The sequence below is a fragment of the Leifsonia xyli subsp. cynodontis DSM 46306 genome, assembly GCF_000470775.1.
Taxonomy (GTDB): domain Bacteria; phylum Actinomycetota; class Actinomycetes; order Actinomycetales; family Microbacteriaceae; genus Leifsonia; species Leifsonia cynodontis.
This window is the reverse complement of the sequence record NC_022438.1, coordinates 1,347,956-1,363,918: the sequence shown is the minus strand read 5'-3', so window position 1 is coordinate 1,363,918 and position 15,963 is coordinate 1,347,956. Positions and strand designations below refer to the sequence as shown.

Below are 15,963 nucleotides of genomic sequence, written 5' to 3'. Positions count from 1 at the left end.
AAGGTCAGCTGACGAACTTGATGGCGATCGGATACGTGTAGTTGGTGCCCTGGTTGGCCTTCATCGCCGCCATGATGCTGAGCACGATGTTCACCACCCAGACAGCGAAGAGGATGATCAGCCCGACACCCACGAAGCTGGTGATCCAGCCCACCAGGTAGCCGATGAAGAGCGTGATCTGGAAGTTCAAAGCCGTCGCGGTGTGCGCGCGCACGAAAGGACCGCGGTCTTTCAGCACGAGATAGCCGACCAGCGCGGGGATCCAGTTGAACAGGATGCCGCCGACGTGGACGAGCGTCGCCCAGAGCTTCTCGTCGGCTGGGCTCAACTGCTGCGAGCTGCCTCCGTACGGCTGATCGGGCGGCGGGGACGTTGCGGACATGGGTCTCTCCTCCTACCTAGATGCCCACCGGGTTGGTGGACGAGTGACGGTCCAATCATAGGGGGCTCGGGCGAATCTGAGAACAGCAGCGAGAAATCGGCCCCTCGCTCGAGCGGGCACCGACCGGGGAGGTGTGTGCCTCGTCGCCGTCCCGCACGGCCGTGGCCCGGTCCCACGTCGAGGAGATATGATTGGCACTCAGGATCAGCGAGTGCTAAGAGACGATCGAGGAGGCGGAGCATGGTCTCGGAACGAAGCCTCGATGTGCTGCGCGCGATCGTGCAGGACTACGTCTCTTCCCGCGAGCCCGTCGGCTCGAAGAGCATTGTCGAACGGCACTCCTTCGGGGTGTCGGCGGCGACGATCCGCAACGACATGGCTTTGCTCGAAGAGGAGGAGCTGATCGCGGCTCCGCACACCTCGTCCGGCCGCATCCCGACCGACAAGGGCTACCGCCTCTTCGTCGACCATCTCGTGGAGGCGCGCCCGCTCTCGCCGGCCCAGCGCACGGCGATCGAGACCTTCCTCGGGCAGTCGGTGGACCTGGACGATGTCCTCTCGCGCACCGTCCGTCTGCTCTCCCAGCTGACCAATCAGACCGCGATCGTGCAGTATCCCTCCCTGTCGCGCTCGCGCATCCGGCACATCGAGCTGGTCTCGCTCGCGCCGCGCCGGCTGCTCAGTGTGCTGATCACCGACTCGGGCGCTGTGGAACAGCGCGTGATCGAGCTGGCGGAGGAGCTGGCGGAAGCAGACATCGCCGAGATCCGCGGCTCCATCAACGGTGCGGCGGCCGGGCTGTCCCTCGCCGATGCGGCCGTCCGGCTGAGCGAGCTTCCGGACGCGCTCACAGACCGGGCACGGGCGCTTGTGGCCCCGGTCGCGAGCGCCCTGCTCGATCAGATCGCCGCGAACCGGCAGGAGCGGCTCATGATAGCGGGCGCGGCGAACCTGGTGCGCACCGGCGACGACTTCCCCTCCAGCATCACTCCGGTGCTGGAGGCGATCGAAGAGCAGGTCGTCCTGCTGCGTCTTTTCGACGAGATGGCGCACGACCAGCACAGCGTCGCGGTCAGCATCGGCCGGGAGAACGCCGGCTTCGGGCTCACCGAGGCTTCGGTCATGTCCAGCGGCTACAGTTCGGCGGGAGCGGACATCGCCCGCGTCGGACTCATCGGCCCGCTCCGCATGGACTACTCGGGCAACATGGCCGCCGTGCGCGCCGTGGCCCGCTACCTCTCCTGGCTCCTCGGCGACTGAGCCGGACCGGCGAACACCGACGACAAGCACCGATACGCGACAAGCACCGACAAGAAGGAACAGCCTTACGTGGCCGACCATTACGAAGTCCTGGGCGTTGAGCGCAACGCCACACCCGACGAGATCAAAAAGGCGTATCGCCGCCTCGCGCGCGAGCTGCACCCGGACGTGAACCCGAGCGCCGAGGCGCAGGAGCGTTTCAAACTCGTCACACACGCCTACGACGTCCTCAGCGACCCGCAGCAGCGGCAGCAGTACGACCGTGGCGGCTCGGGCGGCTTCGGCGGAGGCGGCGGGGCCGATTTCTCCGGATTCGGGGACATCTTCGAGACGTTCTTCGGCGGCGGGGGAGGCGGCGGGGCGAGCCGCGGGCCGAGGTCCCGGCGCGAGCGGGGTCAGGACGCCCTGCTGCGTGTGGAGGTGGACCTCGACGAGGTGGTGTTCGGCACCCATCGCGACCTCGAGGTGGACACCGCCGTCGTCTGCGAGACCTGCGACGGCTCCTGCTGCCAGCCGGGGACCGCGCCCGTCCCTTGCGACATCTGTCACGGAACCGGCAGCATCCAGCGCTCGGTCCGGTCGCTGCTCGGCACTGTGATGACGTCGAGCCCCTGCGGCTCCTGCCGCGGGTACGGCACCGTCATCGCGACGCCGTGCGTCACCTGCCAGGGCCAGGGCCGGGTGCGCGCCCGCCGCACCGTGCCGGTGGACATCCCCGCCGGTGTGGACACGGGCCTGCGCCTTCACATGCCGGGCTCGGGCGAAGCCGGCCCCGCGGGCGGCCCGAACGGCGATCTGTACCTGGAGATCAAGGTCAAGCACCATGACGTCTTCAGCCGCGATGGCGACGATCTGCTCTGCACGCTGGAAGTGTCGATGGCGGACGCCATCCTCGGTGCCACTGCGACCGTGAAGGCGCTCGACGGCGATATCCGCCTGGAGCTCAAACCGGGAACCCAGAGCGCGGACATCGTCAGTGTGAAGGACCGCGGCATCACACACCTGCGCGGCAGCGGCCGCGGCGATCTGCGGGTCGGCATCCAAGTGGTCACCCCGACCAAACTCGACCACAAGGAGAAGGAGCTGATCAAGAAGTTCGCGGAGAGCCACAAGACCGGCGAGCCGTCGTTGGCGTGTTTCCAGCAGGGGCTGTTCGCGAAGCTGCGCGATCGGTTCCTGAACGTCTAGCATGGCCTCCCTCTACCTGTGCGAGGACCTCGACGCCGCCATCGGCGATCGGCTGACGCTCACCGGGCTTGAGGCCAGACATGCGGTCACGGTGAACCGCACGCGGCCGGGTGAGCGCATCCTGATCGGCAACGGCCGCGGGCTGATCGCCGCGGGCGAGGTGCTCGTCGCCACGGGCTCCGAGCTGACGATCGACGTCGATGCGCTCGAGCGCGTCGAGCGGCACGAACCGACGATCACCCTCGTGCAGGCGCTCGCGAAGGGCGACCGCGACGAGCGGGCGATCCAGGCGGCGACCGAGCTCGGAGCGGATGCGGTGATCCCGTGGGCAGCCGCCCGGTCGGTCTCCCGCTGGGAAGGGACGAAGATCGCGAAGGGCCGGGAGCGCTGGGCGACGATCGTCCGCGAGGCGGGCAAACAGTCCGTCCGCGCCTGGACGCCAGAGGTCGGCGAGCTGTCGACCACGAGGCAGATCGCGGCTCTGGCCGTGACGCACCGCGTCCTGGTGCTCGACCCGTCCGCCGGCGAACGGCTCACGGATGTGACCCCGGACGCCCGCCCGCTCGCGCTCGTGGTGGGCCCCGAGGGCGGCATCGACCCCGCCGAGCTCGACGTCTTCCGCGCCGCGGGGGCCGAGTTCCTCCGCCTCGGCGACACCATCCTCCGAACGTCCACCGCGGGACCGGCCGCCCTGGCCGTGCTCTCCGCGGCCACCCGGCGCTGGTGAATAGGATGGATGCTATGACGGAGCAGGATGAGAGGTCGGTCTTCACTCGCATCATCGCGGGAGAGATCCCGGCCGACGTGGTGTACGACGGCGAGCGGCTGATCGCGTTCAAGGACATCGCCCCGCAGGCGCCCGTGCATCTCCTGGTCGTCCCCAAGACCGAACAGTATCGCGACGTCGTCGAACTCGCCGCGGGGGACCCGGGACTGCTCGCCGAACTGGTCGCCACCGCCAAATCGCTCGCCGCCGTGTACGCGGACGGCGACTTCCGCCTGATCTTCAACACCGGGGCGAACGCGGGGCAGACCGTGTTCCACGTCCACGCTCACGTTCTGGGCACGCCGGCCGGCGGGCTCGAGGAAGGAAGCCTTGCCAAGAAGTGAACCGACACCGCCGCTGAGCCCCGAGGGCGCGGCCGAGACGCATCTGAGCGTCGACGGCATCCAGATGGTCCGGCTGCTCGGGCCGCAGGATCGGCTGCTGACCATGCTGGAACGGCAGTTCCCGCTGGTGAGCGTTCACGTCCGCGGCAACGAGATCACCCTGACCGGCGACCCGGCGCAGGTCGAAGCGGCCCGGCGCCTGGTCGAGGAGCTGTTGCAGCTGGTGCGTGGCGGCCAGGACATCGGCCCGGCGGACGTCGCGAACTCTGCGAAGATGCTCCAGAGCGGGCTGAATCTGAGCCCATCGGACGTGCTCGGCCAGGCCATCCTGACCGCGCGCGGCAAGAGCATCCGCCCCAAGACGCTCGGGCAGAGCGAGTATGTGGACGCGATCGACCACAACACGATCGTGTTCGGGATCGGCCCGGCCGGAACCGGGAAGACGTATCTCGCGATGGCCAAGGCGGTGCAGGCGCTTCAGCGCAAAGAGGTCACCCGCATCATCCTGACGCGGCCGGCCATCGAAGCGGGCGAGCGGCTCGGCTATTTGCCGGGGACCCTCACGGACAAGATCGACCCCTATCTCCGCCCGCTCTACGATGCCCTCAACGAGATGATGGACCCCGAGCTGGTTCCGAAGCTGCTGGCCACGGGCACGATCGAGGTCGCGCCGCTGGCCTACATGCGCGGACGCACGCTGAACGACTCGTTCATCATCCTGGACGAGGCGCAGAACACCACGCTCGAGCAGATGAAGATGTTCCTCACGCGGCTTGGCTTCAACGCGCGGATGGTCGTCACCGGCGACATCACCCAGATCGACCTTCCGAACGCTGCGAGCGGACTGCGGCTGGTGACACGCGTGCTGAAAGGGATCGACGACATCCACTTCGCCCAATTGACCAGCGACGATGTCGTGCGCCACAGCCTCGTCGGCCGGATTGTGGACGCCTACACCGAATACGACGCCAAACAGCAGGCTCGGCAGCACGAGCGCGAGCAGGCGGCCGAGTTCGCGGCCCGCGCCGAGCGCCGTTCCGGGACGCCGCGCGACCACCTCACCAAGCGACGACAGGGTCCGAGTAAATGAGTATCGAAGTCAACAACGAGTCTGCGATCGCTGCGGACGAGGCGATGTTGCAGCGGCTCGCGGGGTACGCCTTCGACATCATGCACGTCCACCCGGACGCCGAGCTGGCGATCCTGCTGGTGGACGAGGCGGCGATGGAGCAGCTGCATGTGCAGTGGATGGACGAACCCGGCCCGACCGATGTGCTCAGCTTCCCGATGGACGAGCTGCGCCCCGGCACAGAGGACGAGCCATCGCCCGCGGGTCTGCTGGGCGATGTGGTGCTCTGCCCGCAGGTGGCGCAGATCCAGGCGGAAACCGCGGGCCACGCTCTGATGGACGAGCTGCTGCTCCTGACGACGCACGGCATCCTGCATCTGCTCGGCTTCGACCACGCCGAACCGGCAGAGGAGCGGGAGATGTTCAGCATCCAGCGCGACATCCTGGTGGGCTTCGCCCGCTACGACCGGCAGCGCTAGGCGGCGGCGATGCTCGCCGCGCTGTTCTTCGTCGTCGCATTCGCCCTGGTGGCGTTCGGCGGTCTGATGGCCGCCGTCGAAGCCGCCCTGGCCGTGCAGTCCCGCGGTGACATCGCCGATCTGGCGGAGACCTCGCGCGCCAGCAAATCGCTCGCGGCGATCGCGGAAGACCCGGGCCCCTACTTCAACGCTGTCAGCTTCAGCCGGATCATCGCCGAGACGACCGCCGCGGTGCTGGTGACGCTCGCCTTCGAGCAGATCTTCGAGGAGTGGTGGATCTCGCTCCTCCTGTCGGCGCTGATCATGACGGGCGTCTCGTTCGTCCTCGTCGGCGCGAGCCCGCGCAGTGTGGGACGGGCGAACTCGACGCTGCTGCTGCGCCGCGCCGCGCCGCTGGTGCGCATCGTCTGCATCGTGCTCGGCCCGATACCGGGCGGTCTGGTCGCCCTCGGCAACCGGGTGACGCCGTCGCGTGCCCGGTCGGCTCCGGTCACGAGCGAGGAGCAACTGCTCAGCATCGTGGACGAGGCGACCGAGTTCGACGTGCTGGAGGAGGACGACCGCGAGCTCATCCACTCGATCTTCGAGTTCAGCGACACGGTCGTGCGCGAGGTCATGCTCCCGCGCACGGACATGATCACCGTCGACAAGAGCGCCGGTCTCGGCACCGCGATGGGGCTGTTCTTCTCTAAAGGCGTCTCCCGCATCCCGGTCATCGACGACGATCCGGACGACGTGGTCGGCATCCTCTACCTCAAGGATGCGGCGAAGCTCAGTTTCGAGAGCATGCTCGGTCTGGACGCGATCGCGCTCGATGAGCTGGTGCGGCCGGCCCTCTTCGTACCGGAGTCGCAGAAAGCGGACGCCCTGCTGCGCGAGATGCAGCGCGAGTCGAACCACCTTGCGATGGTCGTGGACGAGTACGGCGGCATTGCCGGACTGGTGACCCTGGAGGACCTCATCGAGGAGCTCGTCGGAGACATCTCGGACGAGTACGACCAGGAGGTCGCCCTCGTGCAGGAGGTCGGCGACGGCCGCTACCGGGTCGCGACACGCCTGCCGATCGACGATCTGGGCGAACTGTTCGATCTGGAGATCGAGGACGAGGATGTCGACAGCGTCGGCGGCCTTGTCGCCAAGGCCCTCGGCCGGCTCGCAGAGGTCGGTTCGACGGTGGCCGCGCACGGTCTGCGCTTCACGGTGGATCGCATCGAGGGACGGCACAAGCACGTCGCGAGCGTGCTGGTGGAGCGGGACACTGCGGCACTGCCCGAACCCGCCGAGAAGCCGGACCGCGCCGCCAGGAACGACAAGCACAGGAACGACAGGAACAAGCAGCAGAAGGAGCCGCGACCGTGACCGATTACCGCGCCGGATTCGTCTCGTTCGTCGGTCGGCCGAATGTCGGCAAGTCGACATTGACCAACGCTCTGGTGGGCGAGAAGATCGCCATCACGAGCTCGAAGCCTCAGACGACCCGCCGTGCGATCCGCGGGATCGCGCACCGGAGGGAGGGCCAGCTCGTCCTGGTCGACACCCCCGGCGTCCACCGGCCGCGGACGCTGCTCGGCGAGCGGCTCAACACGCTCGTGCAATCGACGCTCGGGGATGTCGACGTCATAGGCTTCTGCGTGCCCGCCGACGAGAGGATCGGCCCGGGCGACCGCTTCATCAACGAGCAGCTGGACGACTACCCGCGCGCCAAGAAGGTCGCGATCGTCACCAAGATCGACTCCGCGAGGAAGACGCAGGTGGCCGAGCAGTTGCTCGCGGTGTCGGCGCTGCGGGAGTGGGAGGCGATCGTGCCGGTCTCGGCGGCGCGCGGCATCCAGCTGGACACTCTCACCACCGAGCTGATGAGACTGCTGCGGGTCTCGCCCGGCCCGCTGTACCCGGACGAAGCCGTCACCGATGAGGGCGTGGAGGACCGCATCGCCGAATACATCCGCGAGGCCGTGCTCGATGGTGCCGAGGACGAGCTGCCGCACTCCCTGGCCGTGACCATCGACGATCTGATCGAACGCGACGACAAAGACCTCCTCGAGATCTACGCGAACCTCTTCGTCGAACGTGATAGTCAGAAGGCCATCGTGATCGGCAAAGGTGGCCGCCGAATCCGGGAGGTCGGCGCCACGGCGCGAGAACCCATCGAGGCGCTGCTCGAGCGGCACGTTTTCCTGTCGATCCGGGTGAAGGTGGCGAAGGACTGGCAGCGGGACCCGAAGCAGCTGGGGCGGCTCGGGTTCTAGAGGGCTGCGGTTCTCGTCGGGTTCCGGTCGCTCCCGCCCGAACGATGTCATGCGACTCCGGCACTCAGCGCAGGGGGCTTCCACTCATTTCCCCGCCGATCCTCCTCCCTCGCCCCCGGACACGCGCACTGCCGCTTCGGCGCTCACGGTTAGCGTGAATCGCCAATCTGCCACGAAGAAGGGGTGCGACCATGTTCAAGAAGTTCGGTTCGGGATCGCCCGGGAGCGACGGCGGGCGGGGCCGCAGCCGCTCCGCCTCGGCGCTCGCGCTCGTCCTCATCGGGGGCTCCCTCGGAATCGCCGCCCCGGCGCTCATTCCGGGAACAGCCATCGCTGCCAGCGACACGCCCGCGCTCTACACGGAATCCGCGGCTCATCCGACCGGTCAGTCGGCAGTGTTCACCACCACTGTGGGGCTGAAACCCTCCAAGGACGCCCAGACTTTCTGGAGCCATCAGTTTCAGGTTGGAAACCAGCTCGGCAGCATCGGCTTCCAGAGCACCGAAGACGGGTCGGGCCGCAACCTCTGGCTCTTCTCCACACAGGGTGTGACGGGATGCGAGCCCTCCGCGACGGACGGCGGCCAGTGCGTCGGCCCGCTGGACGGGAAGAGCGAGGCGAGTGCCCGCATCTGGAAAACTTGGCAGGCCGGGCGGACCTACGCGCTCAAAATCGCTGCCGTCGCGGATCGCGCGGGCTGGTGGCGCGCGTCTGTCGTCGATGGCTCCGACGGCACCGAGACCGCTCTGGGCACCCTCCGGTTCGCGAACGGCGGGACTCGGCTCTTGCCGTTGCGGGGGTGGGTCGGGTTCTATCAGCTGAGCGAGCCCGGCGAGCAGTGCGCGAAGCTGGAGGACAGCGATGTGACCTTCGGGCCTTTCCAGGTCGATGGGAAATCCTTCCGGTACTCGTACCTGAACAGGTACAAGTTCGCATGCACCAATGCGGTGCTCCGCATCAACGATGACGGCTCCGCATTCCTCGCGAGCCACGCGAAGCTGAAACCGGTTGCGCTTCTTTCGAAACCGAACGCACTCGCGGTCACTCCCGACGCGAGCTTCTGGAGTTCGGCGATCCGCCTGCAACCCGCCCAGTCGGACGATGCGCACGACTGGCTTCTGCGCTCTGACGGCACCATCCGCACCACGAACGATCGGTGGTGCCTCACCGAAGAGCCCGAGACGTTCTGGCATGGCAAGCGGGTCGCTCTCGCCTCGTGCTCATCGGCGTCGAACCGGGTCTGGAGCCAAGTGGACGGCCATCTCAAGAACGAGGCAACCGGACTCTGCCTGGCCACGTCCGATCACAGCACGTACCCCGGCGCTCGTCTGGTGACCGCCCCCTGCTCACGAGACGCCGACCAGGAGTTCGTCAGCGTCCAGCCGCAGTCGATCATGACCCGGAGACCGGGAACCTATCTCTGGGCGGACGCGAGCGTGAGATCGCAGACCCCGGTGGCGACCCGGTCGTCGGTTCCCGACCTGGGCTGGAAGATGCTGCCCGACGGAACGATTCGCAGCCGCGACGACAAGCAGTGTCTCGATCTCAGCGGCTCCTCGAGCGCGAACGGCACCCCGATCATCCTCTGGGCTTGCACCGGCGGGATCAATCAGAAATGGACGACCACTCCCGAAGGCGAACTCCGCACGCGTATGGCGGACGATGTCTGCGCAACGGTCCAGGAGAACGGGAACGTCGCCGGGTATCGCTGCACAGGCGGGACGAATCAGACGTTCTGGTTCTGAGCCCCTCCGGCAGCAGCTCGCCGAGAGCCTGGAGGTCTCGCACCCGCTGCTCGCGGTGTACATCCCGAGGATGATTCGCGGGTCCGGATGCCGCCCCACGGCATCCGGGCCCGTACCGTAGGAGGATGGCCGACCGGACCCCGTCTCCTGAGCGCGCTGGAGCGGTACCGCTGGGTGCTCGAGCCTGCGCTCGCGCTCGCGCTGTTCGCAGCGTGGCTGATCACCGGTCTCCCGTTGGACCTCTCGGCCGCGCTGGCGATGGTCCTCTATGCGGCGAGTGTCCCGCTCTCGCGTGTGCTGCCGGGGGCGGTCCTGGCGCTGGTCTGGCTGGGCCTGCTGGCGGAGCTGACCGAGATGGAGTCGCTCCCGGCCGCTTTCCAGCTCATCTCGGCCGTGGCGGTCACCGCAGCGCTGTTCGGCATCGCGTCGCACGGCGGGCGCGCGCTCCGCTGGCTGGGTTTCGTGTCGGCCCTCCTGTGGTCGCCGGTGGTCGCGTATCTGTTCAGCGTGCGCGGGGAGGTGAAGTTTCCGCGATTCGGTCCGGTCATCGCCGGGTACTACCCTAGTCAGGGCGTCGGGGTCGTGCTGATGAGCTTGCTGCTTGCGGTGGTGTTCGTGTCGGGGTGGCTGCTCGGCTTCCTGGCGTCGCGGCAGCGGACGGCGGAGGGACACGGGCGGAGCGTGCTCATGTGGCTCGCGTCCTCCGGTGGGATGCTGCCGACCGCGGAGGACCCGCAGAGCGCTGGACTGGTGCGGCGGCTGACCCGGCGCCAGCTGACCTTCGACATCGGCGGAGCGATCGCGTTCGTCCCGTTCTGCCTGCTGTTCGACCTGTCATCGGCGTATGTCGTGGGAGGACGGCGGCCGCAGCACCGTCCTCGTCCTGATCGTGTTCGCGGTCGCCGTGGCGCTGCGGCGGATGACGCCGGCCGTGGCGCTCGCGATCGCGTGGCTGGCGGCAGTGCTCCAGCTGACGACCGGGCACAGCATCCTGATCAGCGACATCGCCGTGCTGATCGTGCTCTACGCGACGGCCGCCTACGGCGATCGGGTCGTCCGGTACGCGGGCCTGATCTCGGCCGGCGTCGGCGCATTCGTCGCGGGGCTCTACCTGTCGCTGAGCGCTGCTCTCTCCCAGGGCTACTTCGATCTGCTGTCGTCTCAGTTCACCGGCCTCGCACTGCAGTTCGCTTTCCTCTTCGTGGTCAGCGTGACCGTGCTCGGGCTCTCCTGGGTGCTCGGCCTCCTCATGCGCACCTGGCGCAACGCCCTCTACTCGCGGTCCGCCCAGATGGCCGCCGAGATCGAGCGGAACCGGGCCGAACAGGATGTGGCGGTCGAACAGGAGCGCACGCGCATCGCTCGTGACATGCACGATGTCGCTCGCGGTCGTCATCGCGCAGGCCGACGGCGCGCGCTACGCCCGCCGCACCGCGCCCGAGGCGGTCGACGAGGCGCTGACGACCATCGCCGCGACGGCCCGTTCGGCCCTCGCCGATGTGCGTGTCCTGCTCGCCGAACTGCGACAGTCGCAGCCGGAGGGCCCCCAGCCGACGCTCGCGAGCCTCGATCAGACGGTCGAGCAGATCCGTGCCGCCGGTCTCGCCGTCGCCGTCGAACGCCTCGGCGAGTTCGACGGGCTCGGCGCCGCCCAGCAGATCGCCGCCTACCGCATCGTGCAGCAGGCGCTCACCAACGCCCTCCGGCACGGCGACACCACCCAGCCGGCCACCGTCGTGCTCGCCAAGACAGTGCGCGCCGGCGGCGAGGCCGGTCTCGACATCACCGTGAGGAACACCATGGAGCCCGTCCCCGCCGACCCTTTGATCACCGGCTCGCTCCCGCACATTGGGCACGGCTTGCCCGGGATGCGCGAGCGCGCCTCCCTCGCCGGCGGCACGCTTTCCGCCGCCGAGGGAGTGTTCGTGGTCTCCGCGTTCCTGCCTGCCCTCGGGGTGCCGGGAGCGCGGGAGTGACCGCGCCGATCCGCGTCGTCCTGGTGGACGACCAGGCGCTGTTCCGCACGGGAGTCCGGATGCTGGTGAGCTCGCAGGAGGACCTCGAATTCGCCGGTGAGGCCGCCAACGGCGCGGAGGGCGTCGAACTGGTGCGTGAGACGAACCCCGATGTGGTGCTGATGGACATCCGCATGCCGGTGATGGACGGTATCGCCGCCACCGGCGAGATCGTCGGGCAAGGCCGCTCGCGACGGCCGGACGCCGCCCCGCGTCGTCGTGCTCACCACCTTCGACCTGGACGAAGCGGCCGCGCGCGCCATCCGCGGCGGAGCGAGCGGATTCGTCCTGAAGGATGCGGAACCGGAGTTCCTGCTGGCTGCTATCCGCACCGTGCATGCGGGCAACGCCGTCATCGCGGCGGGGGCAACCCAGGATCTCTTCGAGCGCTTCTCCACCGGCCGTGCGACGCAGCCGGCGCCGGCCGAGTCCGCATCGCTGACCTCCCGGGAGCGGGAGATCTTCGTGCTCGCCGCTCGCGGCCTGAGCAACGCGGAGATCGCCGGGAGCGAGTTCCTCAGCGAAGCCACCGTGAAGACCCACATCAGCCGCATCCTGAGCAAACTGAGTCTCCGCGACCGCGTTCATATGGTCGTGTACGCCTTCGAGCATGGGCTGAACCGGGGGGCGGAATAGCCGGGGTCATCCTCAAGAGGGACGCGGGATGAGTCTGGCGGATTCTAGTGGTCGTTGCAACACGACGATTAGCTGGTAGGTAGTTTAGCGAGGCGCTGGGCTGGGGTTTCCCAGCCGAGCGTTTTGCGTGGGCGGGTGTTGAGTTCGTGTGCGACTCGGGCAAGGTCCGCGGGCGAGTGCTGTGAGAGGTCGGTGCCCTTCGGGAAGTACTGCCTCAGCAACCCGTTCGTGTTCTCGTTAGAACCGCGCTGCCAGGGCGAGGCTGGGTCGCAGAAGTAGACGTCCATGTCGGTGGCGATCGTGAACGTCTTGTGGGCGGCCATCTCCGCACCCTGGTCCCAGGTCAGCGACTTCTTCAGTTCGGCCGGCAGGCCGCTCATCGTCCGAATGAGGCCATCGCGGACGGTCTCGGCAGCGTGGTCGGTCGGGAGGTGGACGAGCATCACGAACCTGGTGGTTCGCTCGACGAGGGTGCCGATCGCGCTGGCGTGGTCAGCGCCGATGATGAGATCGCCTTCCCAATGCCCTGGAACAGCACGATCAGCGACCTCAGCGGGGCGCTCGGAGATCATGAGCATCGGGTCGACGAACCGCGAACGACGTGCGTTGGTTCCCCGGTTCGGTCGGCGACGTGCGCGCCCGGTACGCAGCGCTGTCGCGAGATCACGGCGCAGCTGGCCGCGTCCTTGGAGATAGAGCGTCTGGTAGATCGTCTCGGTCGCCACTCGCATCCCAACGTCGTCCGGGAACTGACGGATCAGGGCTCGAGTGATCTGCTCGGGAGACCACCGCAACGCCAGCTTCGACTCAACGAAAGCACGCAACCGCAGCTCTGTCACCAGTCTTCGCGGCTTTGGCCGTGGGCGACGCTTCGCCGAGTAGCGATGTGCTGCGAAGGGGTGATAGATCCCGGTCGAGGACCGGTTCCGGGAGATTTCCCGACTGATCGTGGATGGCGACCGCCGCAGCTGGGCGGCGATGCTCCGCAGTGACAACCCATCGCGGAGGAGATCCCGGATCTGCTCACGTTCCTCCAGCGAAAGGAACCGCGGATCGAGCTTCCTCTCCAGCTGAAAGATCGCCGCCGGCGAGATTGTCTCGGTGCCGTCAAGAAACGTCGTCATACCTGTTTTGTAATCGACGACCCGACCATCTGGGTAATAGCGGCGATGAGCGGTCTTCCGGACACCGTTATCCCAATCCCGTGCCGTGCGGATGTTCACCCCGACGGCAGCCGCTGCTTCGCGACGCGAGATGCCATCGCGTCGCAACTGGAAGTAGCGTTCCTTTCCTGGATGCGGACCAGTCCCGGTTTTCCCCTGGCTGCGCAGGCCGGCCTTCCATACCCACGTCCCGCAGGTCGCCGGGTTGAACCCCAACTCACGCGCCGCGATCGTGATGCTCCCACACGCCTCGAACAACGCGAAGAACGCGTCCTTATCAGCCTGCGTGAAACAGCGTCGATCCCTCGAATAGCTCCTTAAACGGGCCACGGTCGTTACAACTCCCAGAAAGTCCAGGTGTTGCAACGACCGTTAGAACCCAAGCCTGCGGCGTGATTCGCTGGGCCGTCCCGCTTCCTAGGGTTGTATATATGAAATACATTAACTGTGGCCCGTGTCGAGTCCGCTACCAAGACCTACGGCGCCGGCGCCGGCCGCGTGAACGCCCTCGACGGCGTGACGCTCGGCATCCCGGCCGGCCGGTTCACCGCCGTCATGGGACCGAGCGGTTCCGGCAAGTCCACGCTCATGCATGTCATGGCAGGGTTGGACAGCGTGACGAGCGGCCGGGTGTTCCTCGGCGAAACCGAGATCACCGGGCTCGGGGACGCCGAGCTGACGGTGCTGCGCCGCCGCCGGGTCGGCTTTGTCTTCCAGTCCTTCAACCTCGTGCCGACCCTGGATGTGCGGGCCAATATCCTGCTCCCGTTCGAGATCGACGGCCGCAAGCCGACGACCGTGCAGCGGGAGTGGATCGATGGGCTCATCGAGACGCTCGGACTCGCCGAGCGCCTCACCCACCGGCCGCACGAGCTCTCCGGCGGACAGCAGCAGCACGTCGCGATCGTGCGCGCCCTGGCGACCCGCCCCGACCTCGTCTTCGCCGACGAGCCGACCGGCAACCTCGACTCCCGCACCGGACGCGAGGTGCTCGGCGTGCTCCGGGAGGCGGCCCAGACCTATGGCCAGAGCATCGCGATGGTGACGCACGACCCCGTCGCCGCGAGCTACGCAGACCACCTCGTGTTCCTCGCCGACGGCCGCATCGTCGCGGAGCGCGAGCGGTCGAGCGCCGAGGACATCTCGGCCTTCATGCTCGGGATGGAGGCGTTCGCGTGATCCGCGCCTTCCGCGCCAACGCCCGTGACCACCGCGCCAGCGTCCTCGTCGCCGCCCTCAGCAGCGCATTCGGTGTGGCGCTGCTCGCATGCATCACTGTGCTGAGCGCCTACATCGCGCATTCCCGATTCGGCGGCGGGGCTTCCGCGCAGATCGCTCTGTCCATCGTGGCGGCGATCTTCTTCGCGATCGCCGTGTATGTCGGCGCGATCGTGACCACCAATACCTTCGCGACGATCATTGCCGGACGCACGCGCACGATCGCCCTGCTGCGCCTCATCGGCTCCAGCGCCCGGGCTCAGCGCCGCTCCGTCGCCGGCGAGGGCCTGAGCGTCGGAACGGTCGGCGCGCTGACCGGAGGAGTGGCGGCGACCGTGCTGGCTCTCCTCGGCGTCCGGCTTTGCACGCTCACGGGAGTCCTGCCGGAGGGGTCCTATCCGGTGCTGACGCCATCACTGCTCGCACCGATGGCGGTGGTGGCGCTGACCACCTGGCTCGCTTCCTGGGTCGGCAGCCGGCGCGTGCTGACCGTCAATCCGGTCCAGGCTCTCGGGGCGGCCCAGGAGCGCCCGCCCGCCGCTGTCCGGAACCGGGGACGCCTGGCCATCGCGCTCCTCCTCATCGCGGTCGGGGCAGCACTGCTCGGCTTGGGGCTGCTCCTCGGGCTGGGCGTCTTCGCGGGCTCCGGTGGCGGGGTTCTGGCGGAATTCGGCCCGTACGGCGTACTGGTCGCGCTGCCCGGCGGCCTCCTCTCGTTCACCGGCGTCATCCTGGCCGCGCCGTTCTTCCTGCCCGCTGTTCTCCGCGGAGTCGGGATGCTGCTCGGCCGCGGCGCTGCCGGACGCCTCGCCGCGGCGAACGCCGTGCGGAACCCGGAGCGCAGCTCACGCACCGCGATCGGGCTGGTCATCGGCGTCACACTCGTGACCTCGTGACGATGCTCGTGGTCGCGGCCGAGTCCTGGCTTCAGATGATCCGGGACGCTGCGGTCAAGAACCCGGGTTTGTACGACGGGGTTGAGAGCGTGCTCACCGTCACGATGCTGGTGTTCAGCGCGCTCATCGGGTTCTCTGCGATCATCGCCGCGGTCGGCGTCGTAAACAGCCTGTCGCTCAGCGTCCTGCACCGGCGGCGCGAGCTCGGTCTGCTCCGGGCCCTCGGACTGAGCGCGCGTCAGGTGCGCTGGATGATCCTCGCGGAGAGCGTGCAACTCACTGTCGCGGCCGTTCTGACCGGGTTTCTGCTGGGGACCCTCTACGGCTGGATCGGCGCGCAGTCGCTGCTCGGGACGATCCTCGGGGGAGGCCTGTTCCTGCCGTCCCTCCCGTGGCCCTTCCTCTCGCTCATGGTGTTCGCGACGGCGCTGCTGGCGGTCGGGGCATCCATCGCCCCCACCCGCCGCGCCACCCGCGTCGCTCCGGTCGCGGCGCTCGCGATCGAGTAGACGGTCCTTCCAATTTGCTGAATGCCCCTCACGCCTCAGCAAGG

14 protein-coding genes and 4 pseudogenes are annotated in these 15,963 nt (G+C 68.0%); 15 read left to right on the top strand and 3 right to left on the bottom strand.

The window, feature by feature from the left end; all coding sequences use genetic code 11:
• Window positions 1-4: 4 nt before the first annotated feature.
• On the bottom strand, window positions 5-382 hold the full coding sequence (locus O159_RS06445; protein ID WP_021754945.1) for a DUF4870 domain-containing protein: 378 nt from the start codon (window positions 380-382) through the stop codon (window positions 5-7).
• Window positions 383-622: 240 nt separating this feature from the next.
• Here O159_RS06445 and hrcA point away from each other — a divergent pair, with 240 nt between their 5' ends.
• The 12 genes and pseudogenes from hrcA to O159_RS06390 all read left to right on the top strand — a co-directional run bounded on the left by hrcA (window position 623) and on the right by O159_RS06390 (window position 12,133).
• Entirely contained in the window at window positions 623-1,642 is a 1,020-nt protein-coding gene (hrcA, locus tag O159_RS06440; protein WP_021754944.1) for a heat-inducible transcriptional repressor HrcA, read from the top strand.
• A gap of 69 nt (window positions 1,643-1,711) precedes the next feature.
• A complete protein-coding gene (gene dnaJ, locus O159_RS06435) occupies window positions 1,712-2,830 on the top strand; it encodes a molecular chaperone DnaJ (protein ID WP_021754943.1) in 1,119 nt (372 codons plus the stop codon).
• 1 nt (window position 2,831) lies between these two features.
• On the top strand, window positions 2,832-3,557 hold the full coding sequence (locus tag O159_RS06430; protein ID WP_021754942.1) for a 16S rRNA (uracil(1498)-N(3))-methyltransferase: 726 nt from the start codon (window positions 2,832-2,834) through the stop codon (window positions 3,555-3,557).
• Window positions 3,558-3,571: 14 nt separating this feature from the next.
• Window positions 3,572-3,940 (top strand): histidine triad nucleotide-binding protein, encoded by a 369-nt coding sequence (locus O159_RS06425; RefSeq protein ID WP_021754941.1) that lies wholly within the window; start codon window positions 3,572-3,574, stop codon window positions 3,938-3,940.
• Window positions 3,927-5,030 carry a PhoH family protein gene (locus O159_RS06420; protein WP_021754940.1) on the top strand — a complete coding sequence of 368 codons (1,104 nt, stop codon included), beginning with the start codon at window positions 3,927-3,929 and terminating at the stop codon, window positions 5,028-5,030. Before O159_RS06425 ends, O159_RS06420 begins: the two co-directional genes overlap by 14 nt.
• Window positions 5,027-5,488, top strand: coding sequence for an rRNA maturation RNase YbeY (ybeY, locus tag O159_RS06415; RefSeq protein ID WP_021754939.1), 462 nt, complete (start codon window positions 5,027-5,029; stop codon window positions 5,486-5,488). The genes O159_RS06420 and ybeY overlap by 4 nt, the downstream gene beginning before the upstream one ends.
• Before the next feature lie 9 nt (window positions 5,489-5,497).
• Window positions 5,498-6,847, top strand: coding sequence for a hemolysin family protein (locus O159_RS06410; RefSeq protein WP_021754938.1), 1,350 nt, complete (start codon window positions 5,498-5,500; stop codon window positions 6,845-6,847).
• Entirely contained in the window at window positions 6,844-7,737 is an 894-nt protein-coding gene (gene era, locus O159_RS06405; RefSeq protein WP_021754937.1) for a GTPase Era, read from the top strand. The genes O159_RS06410 and era overlap by 4 nt, the downstream gene beginning before the upstream one ends.
• Window positions 7,738-7,928: 191 nt before the next feature.
• Complete coding sequence (locus O159_RS06400) at window positions 7,929-9,482, top strand: RICIN domain-containing protein (RefSeq protein ID WP_021754936.1); 1,554 nt, start codon at window positions 7,929-7,931, stop codon at window positions 9,480-9,482.
• An 844-nt stretch (window positions 9,483-10,326) separates the two neighbouring features.
• Window positions 10,327-10,680, top strand: a pseudogene (locus tag O159_RS16995) (DUF7134 domain-containing protein); the annotation flags it as partial.
• 178 nt (window positions 10,681-10,858) lie between these two features.
• On the top strand, window positions 10,859-11,458 hold the full coding sequence (locus O159_RS15670) for a sensor histidine kinase (protein WP_021754933.1): 600 nt from the start codon (window positions 10,859-10,861) through the stop codon (window positions 11,456-11,458).
• Window positions 11,459-11,517: 59 nt separating this feature from the next.
• Window positions 11,518-12,133, top strand: a pseudogene (locus O159_RS06390) (response regulator).
• A 37-nt stretch (window positions 12,134-12,170) separates the two neighbouring features.
• On the opposite strand, the pseudogene O159_RS16990 reads toward O159_RS06390, so the two are convergent.
• Window positions 12,171-12,263, bottom strand: a pseudogene (locus O159_RS16990) (IS5/IS1182 family transposase); the annotation flags it as partial.
• A 52-nt stretch (window positions 12,264-12,315) separates the two neighbouring features.
• Window positions 12,316-13,257: pseudogene (locus O159_RS06385) on the bottom strand (IS30-like element ISLxc3 family transposase); the annotation flags it as partial.
• A gap of 486 nt (window positions 13,258-13,743) precedes the next feature.
• Between O159_RS06385 and O159_RS06380 the strand changes: the two are divergent.
• The 3 genes from O159_RS06380 to O159_RS15660 are packed head-to-tail and all read left to right on the top strand — an operon-like array spanning window position 13,744 to window position 15,919.
• Window positions 13,744-14,475: an ABC transporter ATP-binding protein gene (locus O159_RS06380; RefSeq protein ID WP_021754931.1), complete on the top strand. Its 732-nt coding sequence runs from the start codon at window positions 13,744-13,746 to the stop codon at window positions 14,473-14,475.
• Window positions 14,472-15,410 carry an ABC transporter permease gene (locus O159_RS15665; protein ID WP_236609449.1) on the top strand — a complete coding sequence of 313 codons (939 nt, stop codon included), beginning with the start codon at window positions 14,472-14,474 and terminating at the stop codon, window positions 15,408-15,410. Before O159_RS06380 ends, O159_RS15665 begins: the two co-directional genes overlap by 4 nt.
• 2 nt (window positions 15,411-15,412) lie before the next feature.
• The gene (locus tag O159_RS15660) at window positions 15,413-15,919 is read left to right on the top strand and encodes an ABC transporter permease (protein ID WP_236609569.1); all 507 of its coding nucleotides are present in this window, start codon (window positions 15,413-15,415) and stop codon (window positions 15,917-15,919) included.
• The last annotated feature ends 44 nt before the right edge of the window (window positions 15,920-15,963 follow it).

What these genes read in the sequence shown, in the direction of transcription:
- O159_RS15670 (WP_021754933.1), top strand. Translation starts at nt 10,859, where the DNA reads ATGTCGCTCGCGGTCGTCATCGCGCAGGCCGACGGCGCGCGCTACGCC.
- O159_RS06410 (WP_021754938.1), top strand. Translation starts at nt 5,498, where the DNA reads ATGCTCGCCGCGCTGTTCTTCGTCGTCGCATTCGCCCTGGTGGCGTTC.
- O159_RS06400 (WP_021754936.1), top strand. Translation starts at nt 7,929, where the DNA reads ATGTTCAAGAAGTTCGGTTCGGGATCGCCCGGGAGCGACGGCGGGCGG.
- O159_RS06445 (WP_021754945.1), bottom strand. Translation starts at nt 382, where the DNA reads ATGTCCGCAACGTCCCCGCCGCCCGATCAGCCGTACGGAGGCAGCTCG.
- O159_RS06425 (WP_021754941.1), top strand. Translation starts at nt 3,572, where the DNA reads ATGACGGAGCAGGATGAGAGGTCGGTCTTCACTCGCATCATCGCGGGA.
- hrcA (WP_021754944.1), top strand. Translation starts at nt 623, where the DNA reads ATGGTCTCGGAACGAAGCCTCGATGTGCTGCGCGCGATCGTGCAGGAC.
- O159_RS15660 (WP_236609569.1), top strand. Translation starts at nt 15,413, where the DNA reads ATGCTCGTGGTCGCGGCCGAGTCCTGGCTTCAGATGATCCGGGACGCT.
- ybeY (WP_021754939.1), top strand. Translation starts at nt 5,027, where the DNA reads ATGAGTATCGAAGTCAACAACGAGTCTGCGATCGCTGCGGACGAGGCG.
- O159_RS06430 (WP_021754942.1), top strand. Translation starts at nt 2,832, where the DNA reads ATGGCCTCCCTCTACCTGTGCGAGGACCTCGACGCCGCCATCGGCGAT.